The organism is Kineosporiaceae bacterium, assembly GCA_016713225.1.
Taxonomy (GTDB): domain Bacteria; phylum Actinomycetota; class Actinomycetes; order Actinomycetales; family Kineosporiaceae; genus JADJPO01.
On the sequence record JADJPO010000004.1, the window covers coordinates 362,711 to 386,931 of the forward strand.

Here is a 24,221-nt window from a genome sequence, read left to right on the forward strand (position 1 = left end):
GGGGCGCCCCACCGGCCCAACCCCGCGACGGCATCCTACGCGCTCGATCGAACCGCCGGCGCCGGTTGCCTCACCACCGGCCGAGTGCCCGCAACGCCGCGGTGAGGTCACCGCGTTCGCCCACCACGACGTCGTCCAGCCCCAGCCACTGCGCCATCGCGCGTAGATCGGCGGCCAGTGCCCGGGCCACGTCGCCGGCGCCGATCCGTCCCCGCGCCGGCGGCTCCTCCAACCAGGCCCCGGGAACCGACAGCACGCCGGCCGCTCGGTTCGCGGCGACGTCCACCCTGGCCACCAACCGGTCACCGAGCAGGTAGGGCAACACGTAGTACCCGTGAGTGCGTTGGGCCGCGGGGGTGTAGATCCCGATCCGATAGTGGAACCCGAACAAGGCCTCGGTGCGTGGGCGAAACCAGACCAGGGAGTCGAACGGGCTGAGCAACGCCGACCCGCCCAGGCGCGCCGGGATCCGTGCCGCCGGGTCGAGGTAGGCCGGACGACGCCACCCCGCCACCTGCACCTCGACCAGCCGGCCATCCTCCACCAACTCGGCGACCGCCTTGCGCGATTGCCCCGCGCTGAGTCGGAAGTAGTCGCGCAGGCAGGCCTCGGTGCCGATGCCGTGGGCGCGGGCCGCGATGGCCACCAGTTCACGACAGGCCTCGGCCTCCTCCGGCGGGGCGGCGAGGGCCAGGTGCGCGCCGAGCACCCGCTCGGGCAGGTCGTAGCGCCGCTCGAATCGCGTGGTCCGACCGGCGCTGGCCAGGTCACCGGCGTGGAACAGGTACTCGATGGCCATCTTGGCGTGCGACCAGTTCCAGCCCCAGTTGCCGCGGTCGGCCGGAGCGCGGCGGCCCAGCTGCTGTTCGATCTCGGCCGAGGTCAGTGGCCCCTGGGCGGCGATCACCGCGCGGACGTCGTCCAGCAGGTGAGGGTGCTCGGCGGCAGCCTGACGCAGCCCCGACCAGGTCTCCGCGTGGGCTCGGACCATGCGGAAGCCGAGCAGCGCGTGGGTGGCGGGGGTGGTGTAGGAGGCCTGGTGTGCCCAGTACTCGACGAGCCGGCGCGGCGCGCGGTGCGCGGCGCGATCGAGCAGCTCGCGCCGGTAGGGACCCAGCCGGGAGAACACCGGCAGGTAGTGGCTGCGGACCAGCACGTTGACCGAGTCGATCTGCACCACCCCGACGGCGTCGATGACGCGGTCGAGGTGACGTGGCCCCACGGCCGCTCGGGGATGTGAGCGGCCCAGGCCCTGCGCGGCAACGGCGATCCGGCGGGCCTGGGCCGGCGTGAGTCGTTCGGTCGGTCGTACGGTCGGTCGTTCGGTCAGTCGGAGTCCTCGGCAGCCGGTGCGCCGGGCGCATTCGGAACGGTCAGCCGGATCACGCCGTAGTTCCAGCCGTGACGGCGGTAGACCACGCTCGGCAGACCGCACTCCGCATCCTGGAACAGGAAGAAGTCGTGCTGCACCAGTTCCATCTCGTAGAGCGCCTGCTCGACCGTCATCGGCGGAGCCGAGTGATCCTTGGTACGGATCACCACGGGGCTGTCGGGGTTCTGGTCCGCGTACGGGTCCTCCAGCTCGGCCGAGTCGTCCTCGACGACGGCTGCCGCCGTGCCGTTGACCGCGAGCGCCCCGGGAACGCGCACCGAGGCGGGTCGCTGCCGGCCATGGTGCACCTTGCGGCGATCGCCGCTGCGGCGCAAACGCTCCAGCAGCTTGCCCAGGGCGAGGTCCAGGGCGGCGCCTGACTCCTCGGCGCGGGCCTCGGCGCGAATCACCGGGCCCTTGCCGCGCAGGGTGATCTCGACCTTCTCGGCCGTCTGGGTCTGACGCGGGTTGCGTTCGTGCGAGAGTTCCACGTCGGCCCGATGAGCCTTCGGGGCGAGCTGGCCCACCTTGGCCAACTTCTCCTCGGCGAGTCGACGGAACCGCTCGGACACGTCGGTGTGGCGGCCGGTGATCACGATCTCCACGGAAGACCTCCTGCATCTCGAAGGGGGAGTCGTTCCTGAAGCCCCACGCTAGTCCAGTCTGGTCACACCCGACAGCGGTCATCCGAAGGATCGGCGCGTCGGGGATGGTGACGCGGCGTCGCGCAGACCGTGGCCACCCCGAGCACGTCCCAACCACCGGAACGCAGCACCCGAACCGCCTCTGCGAGGCTCGCTCCCGTGGTCACCACGTCATCGACCACGATGCAGGGCTGTCCCGGTCGGCGCGCACCCCTTCGGGTGAACCCGAACGCCCCGGACACGTTCCGTGCCCGCTCCCCCGCGCCCAGACCCGCCTGGTCGGCGATCCGACGGACCTGGCGCAGCACCGGCGCCGCCCGTGCCCCGGGCACTCGGCGCGCGGCGTCCCGGGTCAGGTCGGCCACCAGATCGCCACCGCGGCGGCGGACCGCCCCCGGTGCGGACGGCACCGGGACCACCTGGACCGGGCGATCCGGCGCCACCCCCGACACCACCCCCGACACCACCCCCGGCAGCAGCCTCACGGCGCGGGCCAGGGCGGCACCCAACACCGGGGTGAGGTCACGCCGCCCGCCGTCCTTCCAGCGGTGCACCAGGTGAGCCACTGCTCCCTCGTAGCGGCCGCAACAGGCCACGGGCCACAGCATGTCCCCGGCGGCAACCCAGCGAGCCGGCGCCTCGACCTGTGCCCGACACGGCGGGCACAGCGCCACGTCCGGCGCCGCGCACCCGGCACAGTCGCGGGGCAACACCAGATCGAGCAGCGGTTGGAGGATCACGCCCGCCACAGTGACCCAGCCGAGCCGCAGCTCGCCCGCGCGGGGGCCGTGGCTGTGGACGGCGGGACGAACCGGGCCGGATGTGCCCGCCACGACGCGGACGTCGCGAGGTCTGTTCGCCGAGGACTCAGCCCGGCATGGCCGGCCAGCGCACGCCCGGCAGCGCGATCAGGCCGCCGCCCGACTGGTAGCGCACGCCCTGGTCGGTCTGGACCCAGAGGTCGTTCACGCTGCCCCCCACCGTCAGGCTCAGCCCCCCGGGGGCAGCGATGCCACCGGAGGTCTTCCCGCCGATCTCGACGGTGAACACCTGCGTCTGGGTCGCGGGCGGCGCCGCGGCGAGCACCATCATGCGGCGGGCATCGAGCCAGGCGGCGTCCCGCACCGACTGCAGGTCGGTGGCCACCAGCAGCGGTGTCCCCGCCAGACTCACCGGCGTCCCGGTGCCATCGCGGGCGACACCGGCGACGAAGATGTAGGAGCGGCGGCCGCGGTGGGCGACCACGATCGCGCGGGCTCCCTCGCGGCTCAGGCGCACCGAGGCGACGGTGAAGCCGGCCAGCCACGGGGCCGGGACACGCAGCTGGCGGGTCCCCCGAATCGCCGTCAGGGTGCCGGAGGAGGCCGCCGGTGAGGTCCAGACCCAGCCGTAGGGGTCGAAGGAGGGCGCGGTGAGGCCGGGCGCCTCGACCTGGGGCTGCGGCGCAGCACCGGCCGACAGCGTGGTGAGGGTGGTCCCGCCGCGGGTGAGCACCGCGAACACCGTGCCGTCCGAGCTGACCGCCGGTCGGGTGGCATCGGAGCCCAGGGCCGCCAGCCCCGGCACGACAACCGGCTTGGCGCCCTCCACGCGAGCCAGGCGATTCTGGTCGTCCAGCACCACCGGACGGGAATCCAGGGGTGCCTCGTCGGCGGGTCGAGGGGCCGGCGCGGCGAGCTGGGTGACCTCGAAGCGGGCCCGATCGACCGTCAGGGCGAGTTGCCCGGTGGTGAACTCCAGCACCCGGGCCGACTCGGTCAGCGTGGCCTGCAACTGGGCCGCGAGCATCTGACGTTGCGGTGGGGTGGCCTGCAGGGCCTGACGGTTCAGGTCGACGGTCAGCAGCCCTCCGCCGACCCGCACCCCGACGGCGGTCAGCGCCGTCCCCGTCGGCGCGGGCGTGATCACGGCCTGCCGCAGCCAGCGCGACGGCCCCTCGAGCAGCGCGGTGACCACCACGCTGGGCACCGAGGTCACCGGGAACCAGCGCACGTCCGGCACCAGCCAGCGCCCGGTGGGGTCGGGGAAGTAGAGCGGGACGTCGGCGAAGGTCGCCTGGAAGTCGTCCTCCGAGATCAGCACCCCGTCGGCCGGATCGCTGATCCGCCACTCGCCCTCGATCGCGACCAGGTGCACGGTCACCTCGGCCACGTCGCCGGACGGCGAGGGCTGGTAGATCCCGGCGCCGTCCACCCGGGCTGCGGCGTCGACCTGCAGGTGCACCGCGGCGCGAGCCCCGGGCGCCGGCGCGGCATGGAGGAGGTCATGGAGGAGGTCATGGAGGAGGTCGCGGAGGGGGTCGCGCCCGGCGAGCGGGACGGCGAGGCGGTGTCCTCGACCACCCGCGCCTCGCCGCGGTAGACCACCACCGCGGCGTCCGGCCGCCACCGGGTGCGCTGTTCGGGGGTGAGGTAGCTGCGGGCGACCTGGTGGTCGACCGAGAAGTCCTTGGCGGCGCGGATGAAGCCCTGCACGATCCGGGTGGGGGTGTCCCCCGGCAACGGGTAGGCGGCATAGAACTTCACCCGGGGTGGGCGCGGGGCGTCGACCATGGTGCGCCCCTGCAGGATCGGCCCCTGATCGGGGATGCTGACGCACCCCGAGACCAACCCGGCCAGGGTCAGGATGATCACGATCACCGAGGTCAGCGAGGTCAGCGACCTCGTCGACGTCGGCGAGGTCGGCGAGGTCAGCGAGGTCGGCGAGGTCACCGGGCTGCGGCGGGTCATACCCGCCCCACGGGCGCCACCTCGGCCGGCACGAGGGGCAGTGGCGAACCGGAGAGCACCTGGCCCCCCTGGCGCGGCAGGGTGAGCCGGAAGTGTGCCCCGCGGCCGGACTCACCCCAGGCCTGCAACCAGCCCCCGTGCAGGTGGGCGTCCTCCAAGGCGATGGCCAGACCCAGTCCGGTCCCGCCGGTGGACCTGGCGCGAGCCGGATCGGCCCGCCAGAACCGGTCGAAGACCATCCGGACGTCGGCCTGGCTCAGGCCCACGCCATGATCGCGCACCCCGATCGCCACGGCGGCGTCGTCCATCGCCACCCGGATCTCGACCGGGCGGCCCTCGCCGTGCTCGATGGCGTTACCCACCAGGTTGCGCAGCACCCGTTCGACCCGGCGGCTGTCCACATCGGCGATCACGGTGCCGCGGGGCTCGTGCACCAGCAGCCGCACCCCCTTGCGATCGGCCAGCGGCCGGAGGTGATCGACCACCCGATGCACGATCTTGCGGACGTCGACCGGGTCGGTCTCGAGCACCGCGGCACCGGCATCGAATCGGCTCACCTCGAGCAGGTCCGACAACAGCGACTCGAACCGGTCGAGCTGGGTCACCAGCAGTTCGGAGCTGCGCGAGAGCGTCGGTTCGAGGGCTGAGCGGGCCTCGTGGATCACCTCGGCCGCCATCCGCACGGTGGTCAACGGGGTCCGCAGCTCGTGCGAGACGTCCGAGACGAACCGTCGCTGGACCCGGGACAGTTCCTCCAACTGATGGATCTGGCGCTCGAGACTGGCGGCCATCTCGTTGAACGCCCGGCCCAGGCGCGCCAGCTCGTCCTCACCGCGCACCGGCATCCGCCGATCGAAGCGGCCCGAGGCCAGCTGTTCGGCGGCCAGCGCGGCTTGGCGCACCGGATCGACCACTTGACGGGTGACCACCCAGGCGACCAGGGCGATCAGCACCAACAGGGCCACGGCGCCCACCAGGAATGTGCGCTGGACATCGGCCAGGATGTCGACCTCACGGTCGAGCGGATAGACGAAGTAGAGCTCGTAAGTGCCACCGATCGGCTCGTCCGACCCGGCGGCAATGGTGCCCAGATCCACCAGGGTGCCCACGGCGATCACCCGCTTGTCGACCGTCTCGCCGGCCTCGCCCATGGGCAGGGTGAGCACCTCGGTGACCAACCGGTTGCGGTTGAGCGCCACCGACCGGCGCAGATCCACCGGGATGGCGCTGGCGTCCACCCCCAGGCTCTGGTCGCTGATCGGGCCGGGCGAGGTGTTGATCTCCTTGCGCAGGGCCACGTACCGCAACGGGTCGTCGGCCGGACCGTGCAGGCCGTTGAGGGTGTCGCGGATCCAGGTCCGGAACTCCTGCCCACCGTCGAAGGTCTGGTCCGCACGGCTGGTCAAGGTGTTCTTGACCTGTTGCGAGGCATCGTTCTGAGCGGCGGTGCGCGCCGAGTCGACCAGTCCGTCGCTGATCGCCTGCAGCAGCAACTGGCCGACCACGAGCAGGACGACGACGCCGAGCGCCACCGTGGCCGCGATCACCCGCAGCAGCAGCGAGCGCCGCCACCGCCCCCGGATCGCCCGGACGTGCGGGCGCAGTGCACGACGGACCATGGCGAGCAGTGTCACGCGGGTCCGGCCTTGTACCCCACTCCGCGCACGGTCACCACGATCTCGGGGCGCTCCGGGTCACGCTCGATCTTCGAGCGCAGCCGCTGCACGTGCACGTTGACCAGCCGGGTATCGGCGGCATGGCGATACCCCCAGACCTGCTCCAGCAACACCTCGCGGGTGAACACCTGCCAGGGTTTGCGGGCCAGTGCCACCAACAGGTCGAACTCCAGCGGGGTGAGAGCGATCGGCTCCTCGCCCCGCCGAACGGCGTGTCCGGCCACGTCGATGGTCAGATCGCCCAGGTCGAGCAATTCGGGGGCCGGTTCGTCGGTGCGCCGCAGCCGTGCCCGGACCCGGGCCACCAGTTCCTTGGCCTTGAACGGCTTGACCACGTAATCGTCGGCGCCCGACTCCAGGCCCAGCACGACGTCCACGGTGTCGGTCTTGGCCGTGAGCATCACGATCGGCACCCCGGATTCACCTCGGATCTGCCGACAGACCTCGATCCCGTCCCGCCCGGGCAGCATCACGTCGAGCAACACCAGGTCGGGACGGGTGGCCCGGAACACCTCCAGGGCACCCGAACCGTCGGCACAGAAGACCGGTTCGTACCCCTCACCACGCAACACGATGCCGAGCATCTCGGCGAGCGCGGTGTCGTCGTCGACCACCAGCACACGTCCTCTCATGCGCACATGGTGGCACCGACGACGCACCGGGCGGGCACCGTGGAGCTGTTGTCGTGCGTTTAGCGGCAGAATCGAGCCGTCACGACCGGCCATCGACGAGGGGGCAGCACGTGACCGAGCAGCCCGGGCCACCCGGACCGACCGAATGGGGCAGCGCTCCGCAGTGGGGTGGCCCGCCGCCCGGGTACGACTCACCCACGGGGTCCGAGTCGCCACCGCCGGGGTATGGCCCACCCCCGGGGTATGGCCCACCACCGGGCTACGGCCCACCACCTGGGTACGGCCCACCCCCGGGGTACGGCCCACCGGGCTACGGCCCGCCCGGGCTGCCGAACGCCGCTCAGAACTGGCGGCCCAAGCCCGGGATCATCCCGCTACGGCCGATCAGCCTGGGCGAGATCTTCGACGGGTCGTTCCAGGCGATCCGCACCAATCCGCGCACCATGATGGGCATCTCCGCCGTGGTGACGATCGTGGTCACCCTGATCGGACTCGGGCCGCAGTTCTACTACCTGGCCGCGATCTTCGACTTTCAGAACGTGGCCGAGGACGCCGCCGTCACCGGCGACTTCGACCCGGCCAGCCTCGCACCGCTGGTCGGCGGCGTCGGCGGCCTGGTGCTCAGCACCATGGTCAAGGCGATCGCCACCACGGTGCTCAGCGCCATGCTGGTGCGTGCGGTGAGTGAGGCGGTGCTCGGCCGCCGCACCTCGGCGAGGGCACTGTGGCAGCGGGTCAAACCGCGGATCTGGGCCGTGATCGGCGTCAGTCTGTTGAGCACCCTGATCCCGTTCACCGCTTTCCTGATCGTCGCGGCGATCTTCACCGCCGCGGGGTTCGCCCTGGTCGCCGCGGGCGCGTCGACCATTGCCGCGGTGGCCATCTGTGTCGCCCTCGGCAGCATCGCCGTCATCGTGACCGGCCCCTACCTGTGGGTGAAGCTGTCACTGGCCGCACCGGCTCTGCTGCTCGAGGACATCGGTCCGGTCGCTGCGCTGCGACGTTCGTCGGCCCTGGTGCGCAGCTCGTGGTGGCGCATCTTCGGCATCCTGGTGCTGACCTCGCTGGTCGTCGGCTTCGCGGCCTCGATCCTGGCGATTCCCCTCAGTCAGCTGGGTGGCTTCCTGGCTGCCGCCAACGAGGGCAGCACCGGCAGTCTGGTGACGGCCACCCTGCTCAGCGGGTTGGCCGAGATCATCAGTGGCACCGTCATCACCCCGTTCTCCGCCGCGGTGACCTCGCTGCTGTACATCGACCGCCGGATGCGGGCCGAGGGCCTGGACGTCGAGCTGGCGCGGGCCGCCGGCGTGGCCGGCTGAACGGCGTATCGTGCTCGATCCGACGCGCGAGCAGGCCCGGCGCTGGGCCGCCGAGGAACTGGCCAAGGGCGAGTACGCGCGGGCCCGGCCCGGCCCGGTTCAGCGCGCCCTGACCTGGTTGTGGGACCAGATCCGAGACCTGCTGTCGCAGCTGCCCGCGGTGTCCGGCTCGGGGTGGGCGTTGGCCGCGGTCGCCGTCATCGTGGTGCTGGTGATCGGCTACGCGATCTGGCGATCGGGCGGCATCGGCCCGGTGCGGCCCACCGCCGGACCCGGTGGCATCTTCGGCGACGAGGCCGAGCTGACCTCGGCCGAACACCGGGCGGCAGCCGATCGGGCGGTGGCTCAGGGCGACTGGGAAACCGCTGTGGTGGAACGCTTCCGGGCCATCGTGAGGCAGCTGGAGGAACGCACACTGTTGGCCCCCCGCCCCGGCCGAACGGCCGGTGAGGTGGCCTCGGAGATCCGCACCACCCTGCCGGACCTGGCCGACCAGGTGCGGCTGGCCTCGGACATCTTCGGCGCCGTCCGGTACGGCGGGCGCGCCGCGACGCGCGAGTCGGCACTGCAGGTGCAGTCCGTGGACGAGGCCCTGGGCGCAGCGCGGCCGGTGCTCGCGTGAGGTCCACCCCGCTGCGGCGCCGGCGCTGGTTCTGGCCGGCGATCGTCGCCGTCACCATGGTGGCGGTGGCCGCCCTCGGTGCCCTGCTGACCCCGACCGCGAGCGGCGACCTCGACCCCGACTCCCCCGCCCCCCGGGGAACCCGAGCGCTGGCCCAGACCCTGCGCTCGCACGGCGTCCGGGTGGACGTGGTACGCAGTCGCGACGATCTCGACGCGGGCGCGGGGCGCACGATCTTCGTCGCCGACCCCCGGCTGACCCCGGACGACGTCCTGGCGGGACTGTCCCGCACGCCCGCCGACGTGGTCGTGTTGCGACCCAATGCCCTCGCGCTGGAATCACTCGAGCTGCCGCTGTTCCCCGACGGCACCACCACCGCGGGTTCGACCGAGCCCTCGTGCGCCGACCCCGATGCCATCGCCGCCGGCACCGTCCGCGGCGGCGGGCTGCTGTATCGCCCGAGCGTCGACGCCGACCCGGAGCAGGGCCGGGCCACGCTGTGTTACCCCGAGGGGGCGGGCACGGACAACGGGTCGGTGGCCGTCATCGAGCGCGGCGAACGGCACCTGGCCGTGATCGGGCAGGCCGACATCCTGCGCAACGCCTACCTGGCCACCGATGGCAATGCCGCCCTGGCGCTCCGGCTGCTCGGTCGCCAGCCGGTGCTGCAGTGGTACATCGCCGATCCGGCCGAACTCGGTGACGGCCAGGCACCGACCCTGGGTGAACTGATGCCGCGCTGGGTGGGGTGGATGCCGGCCATGGCAGGGCTGACGGTGCTCGTCGTGATGCTCTGGCGCGGCCGGCGTCTCGGCCGGTTGGTGGCCGAACCGCTACCGGTCGTGGTGCGGGCCGTGGAGACCGAGGAGGGTCGCGCCCGGCTGTATCGGCAGGCCCGCGCCCGCGATCGGGTGGCCGCCACCCTGCGGACCGCGACACTGCGTCGGCTGGCCCGCCGGTTCGAGGCTGCCAACGGACAGCCCGAGGCGCTGATCGCCCGTATCGCCGAGTCGACCGGTGGTTCCGTCGGCGAGCTTCACGAGACGTTGCTGGGCGCCGTCCCGCCGGACGACGCCGCGCTGGTGCGCCTGGCGCGCCGGATCGATGCGATCGAGCAGGATGTCAGCGCGCCGACCGGCGCACCGCGACCAGACCCTCGGGACGGATCATGACGTACGACCCCACCGAAGCCCGCGAGGCACTCACCCGGGTGCGCGCCGAGGTGGCCAAGGCCGTCGTCGGCCAGGACGCCGCCGTCTCGGGCCTGGTGATCGCCCTGCTGTGCCGGGGTCACGTGCTGCTCGAAGGCGTGCCCGGGGTGGCGAAAACCCTTCTGGTGCGGGCGTTCGCGACCGCGCTGGAACTGCGGACCACCCGGGTGCAGTTCACCCCCGACCTGATGCCGGGCGATGTCACCGGATCACTGGTCTACGACGCCCGCACCGCCGAGTTCTCGTTCCGCGAGGGGCCGGTGTTCACCAACCTGCTGCTCGCCGACGAGATCAACCGGACGCCACCGAAGACCCAGGCCTCCCTGCTCGAGGCGATGGAGGAACGGCAGGTCAGCGTGGACGGCGTCCCCCGGCCGCTGCCGGCGCCGTTTCTCGTGGCCGCCACCCAGAACCCGGTGGAGTACGAGGGCACCTATCCGCTGCCCGAGGCGCAGCTCGACCGGTTCATGCTCAAGCTGACGATGCCGCTGCCGCCGCGGGAGGTCGAGCTCGAGGTACTCAACCGGCACGCGAACGGCTTCGACCCGCGTGATCTGGCCGCCGCCGGGTTGCACGCCGTCGCCGGCCCGGAACACCTGGCCGCCGCACAGGACGCGGTACGAGCGGTCAACGCCACCCCCGAGGTGATGGGCTACATCGTCGACCTGGTGCGCGCCACCCGGGCCGCGCCGTCGCTGTCGCTCGGGGTCTCGCCACGTGGTGCGACGGCGTTGCTGGCGACCGCCCGCGCCTGGGCGTGGTTGTCGGGGCGCGACTACGTCACCCCGGACGACGTCAAGGCGCTGGCGCGGCCGACGTTGCGCCATCGGGTGCAGCTGCGCCCCGAGGCCGAGTTGGAGGGCACCACGACGGACGCCGTGCTCGACAGCGTGCTGGCCACCGTGCCGGTGCCGCGCTGAGACCGGCCGAGATCGGGTCCTGATGGCGATCACCGGCCGGACGGCGCTGCTCACCCTGGCGGGGGCGGTGCCGGTGGCGCTCGCCCCGGGGTGGGCGATGCTGCTCGGCTGGGTCGGTGTGGTGATCGCCCTGGTGGGGATCGACCTGGCCCTGGCCGGTCGGTTGACCACGGTGACCGTGACCCGTGAACCGCTGCGCTCGGTGCGCCTGGGCGAACCGACCAGTTCGGCCGTGCTGGTGACCAACACCGGGCCGCGGGCGGTGCGCGGCGTCGTCCGGGATGCCTGGCAACCCTCGGCGGGAGCGCATCCGACCCGCCAGCAGCTCGTCGTCCCGGCAGGTGAGCGGCGCCGGGTGGTGACGCAGCTGCGTCCGGTGCGCCGGGGCGACCGGCTGGCGACCGGTCTGACGGTGCGCAGCGTCGGCCCGCTGGGGCTGGGGGCGCGCCAGCGCACGCTCGCGGCATCGGGGCGGCTACGGGTGCTGCCGCCGTTCACCTCGCGCAAGCACCTGCCGAGCAAGCTGGCCCGATTGCGCGAACTCGACGGCCGCACCAGCCTGCAGGTGCGGGGTCAGGGCACCGAGTTCGACTCGTTGCGCGACTACGTGATCGGCGACGACGTGCGGGCCATCGACTGGCGCGCCACGGCCCGGCGCCAGCAGGTGGTGGTGCGCACCTGGCGTCCGGAACGGGATCGGCGGGTGCTGATCGTGCTCGACACCTCGCGGACCTCGGCCGCCCGGATCGGCGACGAACCGCGGCTGGACGCCTCGATGGATGCCGCTCTGCTGCTGGCGGCCCTGGCCGCCCGGGCCGGTGACCGGGTGGATCTGCTCGCCGTGGACCGGCGGGTGCGGGCCCGGGTCGAGGGCGCCTCACGTACCGAGCTGCTGCCCGCCATGGTCGAGGCGATGGCGCCGCTCGAGGCCGACCTGGTCGAGGCCGACTGGACGACGATCGTCGCCACGGTGCGCGCCCGGCTCAGCCACCGGGCGCTGGTGGTGCTGCTGACCTCGCTGGACTCGGCGGCGGTCGACCAGGGGCTGCTGCCGGTGCTGGCTCAGCTGACCAGTCATCATCTGGTGGTGCTGGCATCGGTGAGTGACCCCGCGCTGGCCGAGATGGCCGCCGGCCGGGAGGACGCCCACGCCGTCTACGGGGCCGCCGCCGCCACCCGAACCCTGCTGGACCAGGACGGCCTGGCCGCCGAGCTGCGCCGCTTCGGCGTCGAGGTCGTCACCGGCACTCCCGACCACCTACCCCCCCGCCTGGCCGACCGCTACCTGAACCTCAAGGCCACCGGCCGCCTGTAACCCCACACAACCCGCTCATGCTCCGCGGGTGACGCGTGATGCTCCGCAGGGGACGCATGACAACGTCTTCATCCCGGGCTGAACGGGTAGCCGCGGAGCATGAGCGGGTTGTCAGCCGGCGACCGGGAGGGTGTCCTCGATCAGGTCGGCGCGAAGGTCGCCGGTCTCGCCGGCAGCGGCGGCGCGGCGTCCGAAGTGCCAGACGTAGGCCAGGAAGGCGATCCAGACCACGGCGCCGATGGCGATCCGAGCCCACGTGGGCAGCGGGGACGGCGTCACGAAGGCCTCGACGATGCCGGAGACCAGCAGGACGCCGACCAGCCCCATCGCCACGGTGAGCATCGAACGGCCCTCGCGGGCCAGGGACCGCGAGCGCGGGAGGGGACCGGGGTCGACCCACGCCCAGAACAACCGCAGCCCGGCACCGGCCGCGACGAACACGGCAGTCAGCTCCAGCAACCCGTGCGGGGTGATCAGCGCGAAGAACAGCCCGAGACGGTCGTGGGCGGCCATCAGGCCGGCGGTCACCCCGACGTTCAACGCGTTCTGGAACAGCAGGTAGACCACCAGGACCCCGGAGATGCCGAAGGCGATGCACAGGGCAGCGACCCAGGCGTTGTTGGTCCAGACCCGGGCGGCGAAGCTGGTGGCGGGGTTCTCGCTGTAGTACCGCTCGAAGTCGACCTCGACCAGCCGACGGATCTCCTCGTCGGTGCCCAGCGCCGACTGCGCCTGCCGGTTGCCGGCCACCCAGTAGCCCACGACCAGGCTGATGATCACGGTGAAGGCCGCGGCGCCCGCCGTCCACCATCGGCTGCGCCAGACCGCCGCAGGGAACGACACGGTGACCAATCGCACCAGTTCACGGGTGATCGGCTCGTGGCCGCCGGTGAGAGCGCTGCGTCCGGTGGCCACGATGCGCGAGAGCCGGCCGACCACCAACGGATCGCCGCCCGCCGAACGCACGGCGCTGAGATGGGTGGCGGCACGTTGGTAGAGGTCGACCAGTTCGTCGACCTCCGCGCCGCTCAACCGGCGACGACGGCCCAGGGCCTCCAGCCGGTCCCACTCGGCGGCGTGCACCGCGGCGAACGCATCGACATCCACTCCGGCAGGTTAGCCTCGAGACATGCCGGAGGGCGTCGACGACCTGCTGTTACCGGAGGCTCTGGTCACCGGCGAAGCCGTCGTGCTCGATCTGCGCCCGGCCTCCTTCGCCAGCCGAGCCCTCGCCTACCTGCTCGACCTGGTCATCATCGTCGTCCTGGCGATCGTGTTGCTGATCGTGCTCGGGGCGCTCTCGCTCTCGCTGGACGCCGCGGCGCTGGCCGCCGTGGGCGTCGTGCTGACCGTCGGGCTGCTGGTGCTGCTGCCCGCCACCTGGGAATCGCTCAGCAGAGGCCGCTCCCCCGGCAAGGCCGCCGCGGGCCTGCGCGTGGTGCGCGACGACGGGGGGCCGGTGCGGTGGCGCCAGTCGTTGATGCGTTCGTTGGTCGCCGTGTTCGAGATCTACAGCCTCAGCGGTGCCGGGGCGCTGATCTGTTCGCTGGCCAACCCTCGCGGCAAGCGCCTGGGCGACCTGATGGCCGGAACCTTCGTCGTCCGGGACCGTGCCCCGACCCCGCCCCCGCCGTTGCCACCGGTACCACACCATCTGGCGGGTTGGATCACGGGGGCCGACATCGCGCGGCTGCCCGACCCGCTGGCGGTGGCGGCCCGGCAGTTCCTGAATCGCATCGCCACCTTGAACCCTGCCTCGCGGGCTCGGCTCGGCGGGCAGCTGGCCGCCGACATGTCCCGCTTCGTCGCGCCCCCGCCGCCGATGGCGGTGCATCCCGAGGAGTACCTGGTGGCCGTACTCGCCGAGCGGCACCGCCGTGCCCTCGGTCAGCTGATCGCGCTGGAGCAACGGCGCGCGGCCCGCGCCGACCGCCGCGTCCGGGCCGATGTGTTGTCGCCCGGCTCGAGCCGGTTGATCGAGCCGGCCGGCCCGTCCGCCGTGCCCGCCACGCCCGCCGTACCGCCACCCTGATCGGGCCTGCGGCCAGGACGATGCCGTGACCTTCACCCGGATCTTTATCCCGACCTCCACCCTGGCCAGGACGCTGGCCGTGGCCGGGGTGACCGTCGGCTTCGCCGGGGTGATGTGGTGGGGATACGTCGCCTTCGGTGCGCGCAGTGTGTGGTTCTCGTTCTTCACGGTGTGGTTCCCGACCGCGTGGTTCGCCGTCGTGGACGCCGCGGTGCAGGTCCGGCTGCCACCGTGGGTGTACCGGCTGCGCCCGGTCGAACTCCGGGGCCGGCTCTACGAGCTGCTCGGCGTCCGGGTGGCCAAGAAACTGCTGCGACGCGGCCCGTTGTCGATCTTCTCCCGCGGGCTGCGGCTGCACGGTGAGCGGACGCCGCAGGCCATCGCCCGGCTGGAGCAGCAGATGCTGCGGGCCGAGACCGCCCACCTGGTGGTGCTGGTCGCGGTGCTGCCGGTGGCCGTCGTCCAGGCCTGGCTGGGGTGGTGGGACGCCATGGGCTGGACGCTGCTGTTCGACGTCCTGGTCAACGCCTACCCGGCGATGGTGCAGCGCTACAACCGGGCCTGGCTGCAGCGGCTGACCCCCTGAACCTGCTCATGCTCCGCAGGTGACGGCTGATTCGGGCTGAGCGGCCTCGAAACGCGTCATCTGCGGAGCATGAGCGGTCACCCGCGGAGCATGAGCGGGTTGGGTGGGTCAGTAGCGGTAGTGGTCGGGTTTGTAGGGGCCCTCGACCGGGACACCGATGTACTCGGCCTGGGCCTTGGACAGCTCGGTGAGGTGGACGCCTAGGGCGTCCAGGTGCAGGCGGGCCACCTTCTCGTCGAGGTGCTTGGGCAGCACGTAGACGGTCTCAGCGCCGGGGCGCGAGTAGTCGTCGGGCTTGGTGAACAGCTCGATCTGGGCCATCACCTGGTTGGTGAACGAGTTCGACATCACGAAGCTCGGGTGGCCCGTGGCGTTGCCCAGGTTCAGCAACCGGCCCTCGGACAGCACGATGATGCTGTGCGCCGGACGCTCGCCGTCCGCCGGGAAACGCCACTCGTGCACCTGCGGCTTCAGCTCCACCTTCTCGATCCCGGGCAAGCGGGCCAGGCCGGCCATGTCGATCTCGTTGTCGAAGTGACCGATGTTGCCGATGATCGCCTGGTGCTTCATGCGGCTCATCTGCTCGGCGGTCACCACGTCCTTGTTGCCGGTCGCGGTGATCACGAAGTCGGCACGGTCGATCACCTCGTCGAGCCGGACCACCTCGTAGCCGTCCATCGCCGCCTGCAACGCGCAGATCGGGTCGACCTCGGTGACCAGCACCCGGGCACGCTGTCCGCGCAGTGACTCGGCGCAGCCCTTACCGACGTCCCCGTAACCGCAGACCACGGCCACCTTGCCGCCGATCAGCACGTCGGTGGCCCGGTTGATGCCGTCGATCAGCGAGTGCCGGGTGCCGTACTTGTTGTCGAACTTGCTCTTGGTGACGGCGTCGTTGACGTTGATCGCCGGGAACAGCAGCAGGTTCTGCGCCGCGAACTCGTAGAGCCGGTGCACCCCGGTGGTGGTCTCCTCGGTGACGCCCTTGATCTCGGCCGCGACCGTCGTCCAGCGCTGCGGCGTGGCCGCCAGCGTGGTGCGCAGCAGGTCGAGCACGCAGGCCCATTCCTCGCTGTCGTCCTCGGCCGTGGTCGGCACCGCGCCACCGGCCTCGAACTCCACGCCCTTGTGCACCAGCAGCGTGGCGTCGCCGCCGTCGTCCAGGATCATGTTCGGGCCGGCCACCCCGGTGGCACCGGCGGACCAGTCGAGGGCCCGCTCGGTGCACCACCAGTACTCGGGCAGGGTCTCGCCCTTCCAGGCGAAGACCGGCACCCCGGACGGCGCGTCGAGGCTGCCGTTCGGGCCGACGACGACGGCTGCGGCGGCGGTGTCCTGGGTGGAGAAGATGTTGCAGGAACACCAGCGCACCTCGGCACCGAGCACCACCAGGGTCTCGATCAGGACGGCGGTCTGCACCGTCATGTGCAGCGAGCCGGTGATCCGGGCTCCCCGCAGCGGCTTGCTGGCACCGAACTCGGTGCGCAGCGCCATCAGGCCGGGCATCTCGTGCTCGGCCAGACGGATCTCGTGGCGGCCGGCCTCGGCCAGGGCCAGGTCAGCGACCTTGTACTCGAACGTCATGGCGTCATTCCTCGACAGGTGTGGGTCGTGCACGGGACATCGGGACGGGTGAGCGCAGGCTGAAGCCGAGCACACTCACCCCGGCGCGGCCCCTCTGGGCCTGCGGCATCACCGACGCCGAGCAGAAACCCCATGCTAACGCCCCCTACGGTGTCAGGCGTGTTCAGCATGTTCCTGCAGGGCCTGGTGGCCGGGCTGGCCCTGGCGCTGCCCTTGGGCGCCATCAGCGTGCTGCTGCTGCACGAGGCCTTCGCCCACGGCTGGCGGCCGGCGGCTGCGGGTGCCCTGGGAGTGGCCCTGGTCGACCTGACGTATGCCATCGTCGCCGTCACCGCCGGCACGGTGGTCTCGCGAGCCCTCGCCGGGCACGAGCGCTGGGTCCACCTGATCGGCGCCGCGGTGCTGGTGGGGGTCGCCGTCCGGGGGCTGCTGGGGCTCCGCGGTGCCGGCGCCCCCTCGATGGCAGCGGCGGATGCCGAGCCTGGCCGGCCCCCCGAGCCGGGCGGCACGTTGGTGCGCCCCGGCGCCGTCCTGGGCCGCTTCGTGGCGCTCACGGCGATCAACCCGCTCACCGCGGTGTACTTCGTCGTGCTGGCCACCGGCCTGGCGATCAGCGGACCGGGTGCGGCCACGACGTTCATTCTCGGGGTGTTCATCGGTTCGCTGTCGTGGCAGCTGGCACTGGTCGGCATCGGCGCGGCCGCCGGCGAACGACTGCCGGACGGCGTGCGCACCGCCGTCGGCGTGATCGGGTACCTGATCGTGCTGGGATACGCGGTCCGACTCGCCCTGAGCTGACCCGAACCCGCACGGTCTCGGATGTATCCCGGATGCATCCAGGATGTATCCAGGACGGCCACCGCGGACTCCTGCCCACCGGAAGATCTGTCCCCGGGATAGGCAGGGTGTGGAACGGACATGGCGAGCATCGGGATCGAGTGGGTGCAGGAGTACAACGGGTTGCAGGGCAACCTGTCCAACACCAAGGCCCAGGCCGAGGGGTTCTACACCACCCTCGCGGCCGTGCGGGAGTTCAACTGGGGCGACGACTGGGCCTGGGATCAGGACTTCGAGGCGTCCGGCGTGGGCTCGCCCGCCAGCGGCAGCGACAGCACCTGGGCCGATTCGGTGGATGCCGTGTTCTTCTCGGGGCACGGCTCACCCGATCGGTTCTACTTCGGGCGCAGTATCGACGACGCGGTGGCCAAGAACACCGAGATCCTCTGGGGCGACCTCGATCTGGAGTTCATCGCCCTCGACGCCTGCAACGTGCTCGAACGGGACGGGGTCTTCGACCGCTGGGGCTGGCGCTGCTTCGCCGGCCTGCACTACATGCTCGGCTTCCACACCACCACCGGCGACGAACCCGACCGCGGCCGGCTGCTGGCGCAGTACCTCAACGCCGGCTGGACGGTCCGGGAGGCCTGGATCAAAGCCGCCCAGGACACCGAGGGCTCGGACACCGAGTGGGCCTATCTGCGCGCCGACGCCGACGGCACCACCACCTACACCGACCACTGGTGGGGCAAGGGTTCGGTCTCGGCCGACCCGGTTCACCCCACCACCTTGTTCTACGCCCGCGCCGCCTGCTGACCGGACCGGAGACCACGATCATGGCTGTCACCATCACGTTGCCCGAGCTCGACCTGCCCGGCGAGTACCCCGTTCTGCACGCTGTCCCGGCCCGCTGGGACGAGGATTCGCGCGCCGTCCTCGCCGCGCGGTTGGGCGTCGAGGCGAGATTCGAGGACCGCGGCCTGTGGCACGTCGCGCGGACCGATCGGATGAGCCTGGAGATCTACGCCGCCACCGACTCCTTCCGGCTCGACATCGTGGACCGGACGAACGAACTCGACTCGGCCACCGAACGCGGCCTGGACCAGGCGGACGCCGTGCGCCGAGCGGAGGAGTTCCTCGCCCCGTTCCGTCCCGGTGCGGCCGAGTCCCGGGTCGTCTCGGTGGTCGAGGCCGAGGTGTTGGTGAGCCGGGAGCCGCGCTCCGAACCTCGCCGCTACGTCACGGGAACCCAGGTCAACCTCGGCTTCACCGTCGAAGGTGTGCCGTTGCTCGGCCCGGGGGCCAAGATGCAGGTCACGGTGGGCGCCGAAGGCGAGATCCAGGCGGCCTACCGGATGTGGCGGAAGGTCGCGACGGTCGACCGGGTGCGGGGATTCGCACCGGAGGAGCTCGCCGACCGCCTCGGACGGAGCCGGATGTTCGCCCAGCTGACCGACGAGACGGCCCGGGTCGAGATCACCACCGCGCGCGCCGGCCTCTTGTGTCTGCCCCCGACCGAACGCCAGACCCTGCTGCCGCCGGCGATCGAGATCCGCGGCACCGTCAGCACCGAGACGGCACCGGACGTCGGCTTCTCGATCTTCGTGAGCGCGGCCGACACCCGGGGACGGCGGCCGCGGACGGAGCGCACCGGACTGCCGTCCCGCATCGTGGCCTGACCACCGCGACCAGCGCGACCCGTGCGGCTCACGCGACCCGTGCGGCTCAGGCGGGGTGGGAGTCCGGTTCGCTGCGCTCCTGCCGACGGCGATGCCGATGCCACAACGCGACGGCTGCCACCAGGACGACCACGGTCATCACCGCCGCGCCCCGGCCGATCACCTTCTCGACCAGGTGGTAGGAGTTGCCCGCCAGGTAGCCGACCAGGCAGAACGTGACGCCCCACACCACACCACCCAGGGCGTTGTAGGCCAGGAAGGTGCCGTAGGGCATCCGGCTCAGTCCGGCCAGACCGGGCATCACGGCCCGCAGGAACGCCGTCCAGCGCCCCAGGAAGACCGCCGACCCACCGCGGGTCCGCAAGAAGTCGCGCGCGCCGTCCAGCCGGGACCGGTGACGGCGCAGCGGCCCCAGATCGAGCACCGAGTCGCCGTAGTGACGCCCCACCTCGTAGCCCACGCTGTCCCCCACGATCGCGGCGATCACCACCAGGACGCCGAGCGCCCAGATCGAGATCACGTCCTGTGAGGCCAGCACCCCACCGAGCACCACGGCCGTCTCACCGGGCAACACGAACCCGACGAACACCGCCGCCTCGCCGAAGACCAGCAAACCGATCACCAGATAGGCCAGACCCGGCGGCAAGTGGAGGATCGGCTCCAGATAGGCGGACACCAGGGCACCGTACCGTCGCCGTCACCGCAGGTGTTGCTCGTAGGCTGTGGCCGTGGCTGATCCCGTGGTGACGAGCATCCTGCTCGTCGAGGACGACGAGGCGATCGGACGGCCGATGGTCGGGGCACTGCGCGGCCAGGGGTACGACCCGCTGTGGGCGCTGACCGCGGCCGAGGCGCTCGAGCTGGCCGGCACCGAGACCCCCGCCCTGGTGTTGCTCGACCTCGGCCTGCCCGACCTGGACGGCGTGGAGTTGTGCCGCCAGCTGCGCGCCGTGCTGCCCGCCACGGTGATCGTGGTGCTGTCCGGCCGCGCTGATGACGTCGACGTGGTGCTGGGGCTCGAGGCCGGTGCCGACGACTACCTGACCAAGCCGTTCCGGTTGCCGGTGCTGCTGGCCCGCATCCGCGCCCACCTGCGCCGACTCACCCCGGTGCTGGGCCCCGCGGACTCGCAGGTGGTCCGACTCGGGGCGCTGAACCTCGATCTCGGTGCCCGCCGCTGTGACGTCGCCGGCCGCGAGGTGCCGCTACGACCCAAGGAGTTCGAACTGCTCGCCGCCCTGGTGGCGGGGGCCGGGCAGGCGGTGAGCCGCGACCAGTTGATGTCGCAGGTGTGGGACGAGAACTGGACCGGGTCGACCAAGACGCTCGACATGCACGTCTCCTCGCTACGGCGCAAGCTCGCCGATCACGGCGAGGACCCGAACCGGATCGTCACCCTGCGGAGCTTCGGGTACCGGTACGACCCGCCGGGTCGGGCTGCGGCGAACTGACCGCGGGCAGCACCGCGGCGAAGATCGCCGGACGACGCGAGGTCACCTCGAGTCGACCGCCGTCGGCCTCGATCAGCGAGCGGGCCAGCGCCAGGCCGATCCCCGTACCGCGAGCATCCGGTGAGCGCCTCGTGAAGATCACCTCGGCGCCGGCGCTGGTGGGATCGGGCAGGCCCTCCCCCTGATCGGCGACCTCGACGATGACCGTCTGGTCGGCACTGCGCACAGCCACCCGCACCGTGCCCGCCCCGTGCGTCAAGGCGTTGTCGAGCAGGACGTCCAGCACGGTGCGCAGCGCGGGCGGCGACACCAGCGCACCGGGCAGCTCGTCGTCCAGGGCCGTGATCAGGGCCCGCCCGGCATCGGCCAGCCGCCGTGACCAGGGCTGCACCACGTCCCTGACCAGTGCACCGGCATCGATGCACTCGGTCGCCCGCCGGGTGTCACGGGCCAATGCCAGCAGGTCGAGCACCGTGCGCTCGAGCCGGTCGAGATCGCTCAGAGCGTCCTGTACCGAGGTGCGCAGGTCGGCGCCCGGGGTGAGCAGGGAGGCCTCGAGACCGATCCGCACGGCGGTCAGCGGCCCGCGCAACTGATGGCTGGCATCGGCGCTGAAGGCGCGTTCCCGCTCGAGCATGCCGCCCAGGCGGCGGGCGGTCAGCTCCAGGTTGCGGCCGGCGTCGTCCACCTCTCGCACCCGCGAACGATTCGGGCGCACCGAGAAATCACCCTGCCCCAGAGCAGCGGCCGACTCGGCGAGTTGCTGCAGCGGCTGGGCGAGCCGTCGGGCCTGGCGACGGGCCAGCGCAGCCGCCAGGCCCAGGACCGCCAGGGCCAGCGCGGCCATCAGCGCCCAGGTGAGCCACACGATGTGTTGCACCAGGGCGTACGGCTCGGCGGCCCGCACCACGTACGCGGCCGGCGCGTCGGCATCCTCGGTCAGGGGGACGACGGTCACCAGCTCGGAGCCGAGCCGGGCCGACTCCTCGACACCCGTGGCGGAGACCCGGCCGGTGATCGGGTCGGCCCGAGCCGGGCCCTCCCCGGCGATCCGTAGGCCGGTGCCGTCGTACACCCCGATCACCACCGTCGGCTCGTGGGGAACCGGGAGCACCGAGGGGATCGTGGACGGCTGGGCCAGGACCGCCGGAGTGAGCACCGAGCGGGAGCGCTCGGCGTCGCGGGCCAGGTGCTCCTGTGCCTCACCGCGGTACAGGCCACCGACCACCACGGCCAGCGGCACCGCGAACAACAGCATGGCCAACGCGCTGACCACCACGATGGTGCGTTGCACCATCGACGACAGCCGCACCGTGTCGCCCGCCGTCATGACCCGGGTACCGATCAGGTGAGGGACGCCGCGGCACCCACGCGATCGACGTCCGGCTCGAGGTAGATCACCCGGGCGATCGGGACGGCGCTGCGCACCCGAGCCTCGGCGTCGTCGATGATCCGGGCGACGTCGGAGGCCAGCCGCTGGGGCCCGACGGCGATCTTGGCCGCCACGAGCAGCTCGTCCGGCCCCAGGTGCAACGTCTTCATGTGGATGACCCGTTCGACGCCGACACCGACCAGGGCGGTCTCGATCGCCGTGAGGTGTTCGCGGGTCGCCCCCTCACCGATCAGCAGGGAGTTCATCTCGATCGCCAGCACCGCCGCGACCACCACCAGCAGCACCCCGATCAGGGCGGTGCCGGCCGCATCCCAGCGGCCGTCATCGGTGAACAGGGTCATGCCCACACCGAACAACGCAAACACCAGACCGACCAGGGCGGCCAGGTCCTCCAGCAGCACCACGGGCAGTTCCGGGGCCTTGGCGGTGCGCACGAAATCGACCCAACTACGGTGCCCTCGTACGTGATTGGACTCGGCGATCGCGGTACGGAAGGAGAAGGACTCCAGCCCGATGGCCACCACCAGAACCGCGATCGGCACCCACTTCCAGGCCTCGATCGGCTCGGGGTGCGACCACTTGTGCCACGCCTCGTAGAGTGCGAACAGGCCCCCCACGCTGAACAGCACGATCGAGACGATGAAGGCGTAGACGTACCGCTGGCGGCCGTAGCCGAACGGGTGCTCGGCGGTCGCCGCCCGGCTCGCCCGCTTGCCACCGATCAACAGCAGCAACTGGTTGCCCGAGTCGGCCAGTGAGTGGATCGACTCGGCGAGCATGGAGCTGGACCGCGTCAGCAGGAACGCCACGAACTTGGTCGCGGCGATCCCCAGATTGGCGGCCAGGGCAGCAACGATGGCGCGGGTGCCACCTTCGGTCGACATCGTTCAGCGAGTCCGATCGCGCAGGTCCGCCACATGCGGAGAGGTCAGTGGGTCCAGCCCCGAGGCCAGGGCGAGGTAGGTGGCCGCGAAGTCGGTCAGCGAGACCAGGTCCGCGAAACGCTCCAGCGGGTGGCCGGGTTCGGCGCTGACCTCACTGACCCGCACGCCGGCCTCCTGCGCGGTCAGCCGGACGGCGTCCGCGGTACGGCTGGTCACCAGCCAGGTGCCGTCCGGGCGATCCACGCTCGGCTCGGCGTCGCGCAACAGCAGCAGCCGCAAGGCGACCCGACCCGGACCGTCCAGGAACGGATCGGCGAACACGTCCTCCTCCGCACGGGCGGCGAACGGCCCACCGAAGGTGGCCACCACATCGCCGGCGTCGTCCGGCAGGGCACCGCGCATCGCCGGCACCCGCGCGGTGCGGGCCAGCATGGCCACGGCGCGGCTGGCCGCGACACCCGTGACGTCACCGTCGCCGAGCACCACCGGCACGCTGTCGGCCAGATCGAGAGCCAGCGTCTTGGCCGGGTTCACGAACGCCTCGGACGCCGGCCGGTACGTCGCGGCCCGGGCATCGAGCCGGTCGGCCACGCTCTCGAGCACTGCGTCGGAGGTGTCGGTCAAGCCCACGGCATGGGCGGCAGCCAACACCGGGGTGAGCAACGACCACATCCCCATGCGCGAGGCTCGCGCGGCCGGGCTGGCCGGCGGTGGTACCGGCACGTGCACCCCGCCGGTGCGCTGGGCCACCTCCTGCAGCGGCGAACCGGTCATCCCCACGGTCAGCAGCCGAGAGCCCCTCCGAGCGGCCTCGGCAGCCAGCCCCAGGGGGCCCGGCGCACGTCCCGACATCGACACGGCGACCACGAGATCGAGCGGGCCGACCCACCCCGGCAACGGCAACCCGCGGCGCACCGTCACGGGCACCGGTGATCCACTGCCGGCCAACATGGCCAACACGTCGCCGACCACGGCTGATCCGCCCAGACTCGCCACCACCACCGACCGGGGACGCCCGTCCCCCACCAACCGGCTGACCTCCGCCTCGGCGGTGGCGCGCATCGAGACCCGCACCTGGGCGCCGGCACTGGCCAGCGCGCGCAGGCTGCCCGAGGGATCGGCGCCCGCCAGTCCCTCGGCGTCGTCCAGCAGCTGTTCGTCGAGTGCCATGTCTCAGCCCTGGTCTCGGGTGCGGGCCTCGTCCACGAGCAGCACCGGGATGCCGCCCTCAGCCACCGGATAGGCCAGCCGGCAGACCGTGCAGTGCAGTTCGGGAGCCGAACCGTCCGGCCCCTCACCGTCCCGCAGCACACCGGAACAGGACGGGCAGCGCAGGATCTCGCGCAGCCAGCCATCGATCGTCGTCACAGTCACGAACCCATCCTGACCCATAGG

At 72.0% G+C, this 24,221-nt stretch carries 25 protein-coding genes; 11 read left to right on the plus strand and 14 right to left on the minus strand.

Annotation, left to right across the window (positions count from 1 at the left end; translation table 11 throughout):
* Positions 1-70: 70 nt before the first annotated feature.
* The 7 genes from IPK24_18130 to IPK24_18160 all read right to left on the minus strand — a co-directional run bounded on the left by IPK24_18130 (position 71) and on the right by IPK24_18160 (position 7,053).
* Entirely contained in the window at positions 71-1,330 is a 1,260-nt protein-coding gene (locus tag IPK24_18130; protein MBK8077429.1) for a YcaQ family DNA glycosylase, read from the minus strand.
* Complete coding sequence (gene raiA / locus IPK24_18135; GenBank protein MBK8077430.1) at positions 1,327-1,977, minus strand: ribosome-associated translation inhibitor RaiA; 651 nt, start codon at positions 1,975-1,977, stop codon at positions 1,327-1,329. Before raiA ends, IPK24_18130 begins: the two co-directional genes overlap by 4 nt.
* A 62-nt stretch (positions 1,978-2,039) precedes the next feature.
* Entirely contained in the window at positions 2,040-2,756 is a 717-nt protein-coding gene (locus IPK24_18140; protein MBK8077431.1) for a ComF family protein, read from the minus strand.
* A 127-nt stretch (positions 2,757-2,883) separates the two neighbouring features.
* Positions 2,884-4,239, minus strand: coding sequence for a GerMN domain-containing protein (locus IPK24_18145; GenBank protein MBK8077432.1), 1,356 nt, complete (start codon positions 4,237-4,239; stop codon positions 2,884-2,886).
* Positions 4,155-4,745, minus strand: a complete 591-nt coding sequence (locus IPK24_18150) for a hypothetical protein (GenBank protein ID MBK8077433.1) — start codon at positions 4,743-4,745, stop codon at positions 4,155-4,157. Before IPK24_18150 ends, IPK24_18145 begins: the two co-directional genes overlap by 85 nt.
* Positions 4,742-6,364, minus strand: coding sequence for a HAMP domain-containing histidine kinase (locus tag IPK24_18155; GenBank protein MBK8077434.1), 1,623 nt, complete (start codon positions 6,362-6,364; stop codon positions 4,742-4,744). Before IPK24_18155 ends, IPK24_18150 begins: the two co-directional genes overlap by 4 nt.
* 11 nt (positions 6,365-6,375) lie before the next feature.
* On the minus strand, positions 6,376-7,053 hold the full coding sequence (locus tag IPK24_18160) for a response regulator transcription factor (protein ID MBK8077435.1): 678 nt from the start codon (positions 7,051-7,053) through the stop codon (positions 6,376-6,378).
* A 110-nt stretch (positions 7,054-7,163) separates the two neighbouring features.
* On the opposite strand from IPK24_18160, the gene IPK24_18165 reads away from it, so the two are divergent.
* From IPK24_18165 to IPK24_18185, 5 genes are read left to right on the plus strand one after another with little or no spacing between them, the layout of a single operon-like run.
* Positions 7,164-8,372, plus strand: a complete 1,209-nt coding sequence (locus tag IPK24_18165; protein ID MBK8077436.1) for a hypothetical protein — start codon at positions 7,164-7,166, stop codon at positions 8,370-8,372.
* Between the two features lie 10 nt (positions 8,373-8,382).
* On the plus strand, positions 8,383-8,994 hold the full coding sequence (locus tag IPK24_18170) for a DUF4129 domain-containing protein (GenBank protein ID MBK8077437.1): 612 nt from the start codon (positions 8,383-8,385) through the stop codon (positions 8,992-8,994).
* Positions 8,991-10,166 carry a DUF4350 domain-containing protein gene (locus IPK24_18175; GenBank protein MBK8077438.1) on the plus strand — a complete coding sequence of 392 codons (1,176 nt, stop codon included), beginning with the start codon at positions 8,991-8,993 and terminating at the stop codon, positions 10,164-10,166. The genes IPK24_18170 and IPK24_18175 overlap by 4 nt, the downstream gene beginning before the upstream one ends.
* Positions 10,163-11,125 (plus strand): MoxR family ATPase, encoded by a 963-nt coding sequence (locus tag IPK24_18180; GenBank protein MBK8077439.1) that lies wholly within the window; start codon positions 10,163-10,165, stop codon positions 11,123-11,125. Before IPK24_18175 ends, IPK24_18180 begins: the two co-directional genes overlap by 4 nt.
* A gap of 22 nt (positions 11,126-11,147) precedes the next feature.
* On the plus strand, positions 11,148-12,440 hold the full coding sequence (locus tag IPK24_18185; protein MBK8077440.1) for a DUF58 domain-containing protein: 1,293 nt from the start codon (positions 11,148-11,150) through the stop codon (positions 12,438-12,440).
* Between the two features lie 111 nt (positions 12,441-12,551).
* On the opposite strand, the gene IPK24_18190 is transcribed toward IPK24_18185, so the two are convergent.
* Entirely contained in the window at positions 12,552-13,547 is a 996-nt protein-coding gene (locus IPK24_18190; GenBank protein ID MBK8077441.1) for a stage II sporulation protein M, read from the minus strand.
* 22 nt (positions 13,548-13,569) lie between these two features.
* Between IPK24_18190 and IPK24_18195 the strand changes: the two genes are divergently transcribed.
* On the plus strand, positions 13,570-14,472 hold the full coding sequence (locus IPK24_18195; protein ID MBK8077442.1) for an RDD family protein: 903 nt from the start codon (positions 13,570-13,572) through the stop codon (positions 14,470-14,472).
* A 25-nt stretch (positions 14,473-14,497) separates the two neighbouring features.
* On the plus strand, positions 14,498-15,058 hold the full coding sequence (locus IPK24_18200) for a hypothetical protein (protein ID MBK8077443.1): 561 nt from the start codon (positions 14,498-14,500) through the stop codon (positions 15,056-15,058).
* Between the two features lie 108 nt (positions 15,059-15,166).
* Here the strand turns inward: IPK24_18200 and IPK24_18205 are convergent, their stop codons facing one another.
* Positions 15,167-16,642 (minus strand): adenosylhomocysteinase, encoded by a 1,476-nt coding sequence (locus tag IPK24_18205; GenBank protein MBK8077444.1) that lies wholly within the window; start codon positions 16,640-16,642, stop codon positions 15,167-15,169.
* Between the two features lie 159 nt (positions 16,643-16,801).
* On the opposite strand from IPK24_18205, the gene IPK24_18210 reads away from it, so the two are divergent.
* The 3 genes from IPK24_18210 (at position 16,802) to IPK24_18220 (ending at position 19,098) form a co-directional block, all read left to right on the plus strand.
* Complete coding sequence (locus tag IPK24_18210; protein ID MBK8077445.1) at positions 16,802-17,440, plus strand: LysE family transporter; 639 nt, start codon at positions 16,802-16,804, stop codon at positions 17,438-17,440.
* 120 nt (positions 17,441-17,560) lie between these two features.
* On the plus strand, positions 17,561-18,235 hold the full coding sequence (locus IPK24_18215; protein ID MBK8077446.1) for a hypothetical protein: 675 nt from the start codon (positions 17,561-17,563) through the stop codon (positions 18,233-18,235).
* A gap of 20 nt (positions 18,236-18,255) precedes the next feature.
* Entirely contained in the window at positions 18,256-19,098 is an 843-nt protein-coding gene (locus tag IPK24_18220; GenBank protein MBK8077447.1) for a hypothetical protein, read from the plus strand.
* 46 nt (positions 19,099-19,144) lie between these two features.
* Here the strand turns inward: IPK24_18220 and IPK24_18225 are convergent, their stop codons facing one another.
* A complete protein-coding gene (locus IPK24_18225; GenBank protein ID MBK8077448.1) occupies positions 19,145-19,774 on the minus strand; it encodes a DedA family protein in 630 nt (209 codons plus the stop codon).
* Positions 19,775-19,841: 67 nt separating this feature from the next.
* Between IPK24_18225 and IPK24_18230 the strand changes: the two genes are divergently transcribed.
* Positions 19,842-20,549 (plus strand): response regulator transcription factor, encoded by a 708-nt coding sequence (locus tag IPK24_18230; protein MBK8077449.1) that lies wholly within the window; start codon positions 19,842-19,844, stop codon positions 20,547-20,549.
* Here the strand turns inward: IPK24_18230 and IPK24_18235 are convergent.
* The 4 genes from IPK24_18235 to IPK24_18250 are packed head-to-tail and all read right to left on the minus strand — an operon-like array spanning position 20,491 to position 24,218.
* A complete protein-coding gene (locus IPK24_18235) occupies positions 20,491-21,879 on the minus strand; it encodes a HAMP domain-containing histidine kinase (protein ID MBK8077450.1) in 1,389 nt (462 codons plus the stop codon). The two genes, IPK24_18230 and IPK24_18235, sit on opposite strands and share 59 nt — an antisense overlap.
* 14 nt (positions 21,880-21,893) lie before the next feature.
* Complete coding sequence (locus IPK24_18240) at positions 21,894-22,826, minus strand: cation diffusion facilitator family transporter (protein MBK8077451.1); 933 nt, start codon at positions 22,824-22,826, stop codon at positions 21,894-21,896.
* A 3-nt stretch (positions 22,827-22,829) separates the two neighbouring features.
* Entirely contained in the window at positions 22,830-23,996 is a 1,167-nt protein-coding gene (locus tag IPK24_18245) for a phosphosugar isomerase (protein MBK8077452.1), read from the minus strand.
* Between the two features lie 3 nt (positions 23,997-23,999).
* The gene (locus IPK24_18250; protein ID MBK8077453.1) at positions 24,000-24,218 is read right to left on the minus strand and encodes a hypothetical protein; all 219 of its coding nucleotides are present in this window, start codon (positions 24,216-24,218) and stop codon (positions 24,000-24,002) included.
* Positions 24,219-24,221: the final 3 nt, after the last annotated feature.

Excerpts from the sequence above, each read along its gene's own strand:
- IPK24_18150 (MBK8077433.1), bottom strand. The coding sequence starts at position 4,745 with ATGACCCGCCGCAGCCCGGTGACCTCGCCGACCTCGCTGACCTCGCCG.
- IPK24_18155 (MBK8077434.1), bottom strand. The coding sequence starts at position 6,364 with ATGGTCCGTCGTGCACTGCGCCCGCACGTCCGGGCGATCCGGGGGCGG.
- IPK24_18160 (MBK8077435.1), bottom strand. The coding sequence starts at position 7,053 with ATGAGAGGACGTGTGCTGGTGGTCGACGACGACACCGCGCTCGCCGAG.
- IPK24_18180 (MBK8077439.1), top strand. The coding sequence starts at position 10,163 with ATGACGTACGACCCCACCGAAGCCCGCGAGGCACTCACCCGGGTGCGC.
- IPK24_18185 (MBK8077440.1), top strand. The coding sequence starts at position 11,148 with ATGGCGATCACCGGCCGGACGGCGCTGCTCACCCTGGCGGGGGCGGTG.
- IPK24_18195 (MBK8077442.1), top strand. The coding sequence starts at position 13,570 with ATGCCGGAGGGCGTCGACGACCTGCTGTTACCGGAGGCTCTGGTCACC.
- IPK24_18205 (MBK8077444.1), bottom strand. The coding sequence starts at position 16,642 with ATGACGTTCGAGTACAAGGTCGCTGACCTGGCCCTGGCCGAGGCCGGC.
- IPK24_18215 (MBK8077446.1), top strand. The coding sequence starts at position 17,561 with ATGGCGAGCATCGGGATCGAGTGGGTGCAGGAGTACAACGGGTTGCAG.
- IPK24_18220 (MBK8077447.1), top strand. The coding sequence starts at position 18,256 with ATGGCTGTCACCATCACGTTGCCCGAGCTCGACCTGCCCGGCGAGTAC.
- IPK24_18235 (MBK8077450.1), bottom strand. The coding sequence starts at position 21,879 with ATGACGGCGGGCGACACGGTGCGGCTGTCGTCGATGGTGCAACGCACC.
- IPK24_18240 (MBK8077451.1), bottom strand. The coding sequence starts at position 22,826 with ATGTCGACCGAAGGTGGCACCCGCGCCATCGTTGCTGCCCTGGCCGCC.
- IPK24_18245 (MBK8077452.1), bottom strand. The coding sequence starts at position 23,996 with ATGGCACTCGACGAACAGCTGCTGGACGACGCCGAGGGACTGGCGGGC.
- IPK24_18250 (MBK8077453.1), bottom strand. The coding sequence starts at position 24,218 with ATGGGTCAGGATGGGTTCGTGACTGTGACGACGATCGATGGCTGGCTG.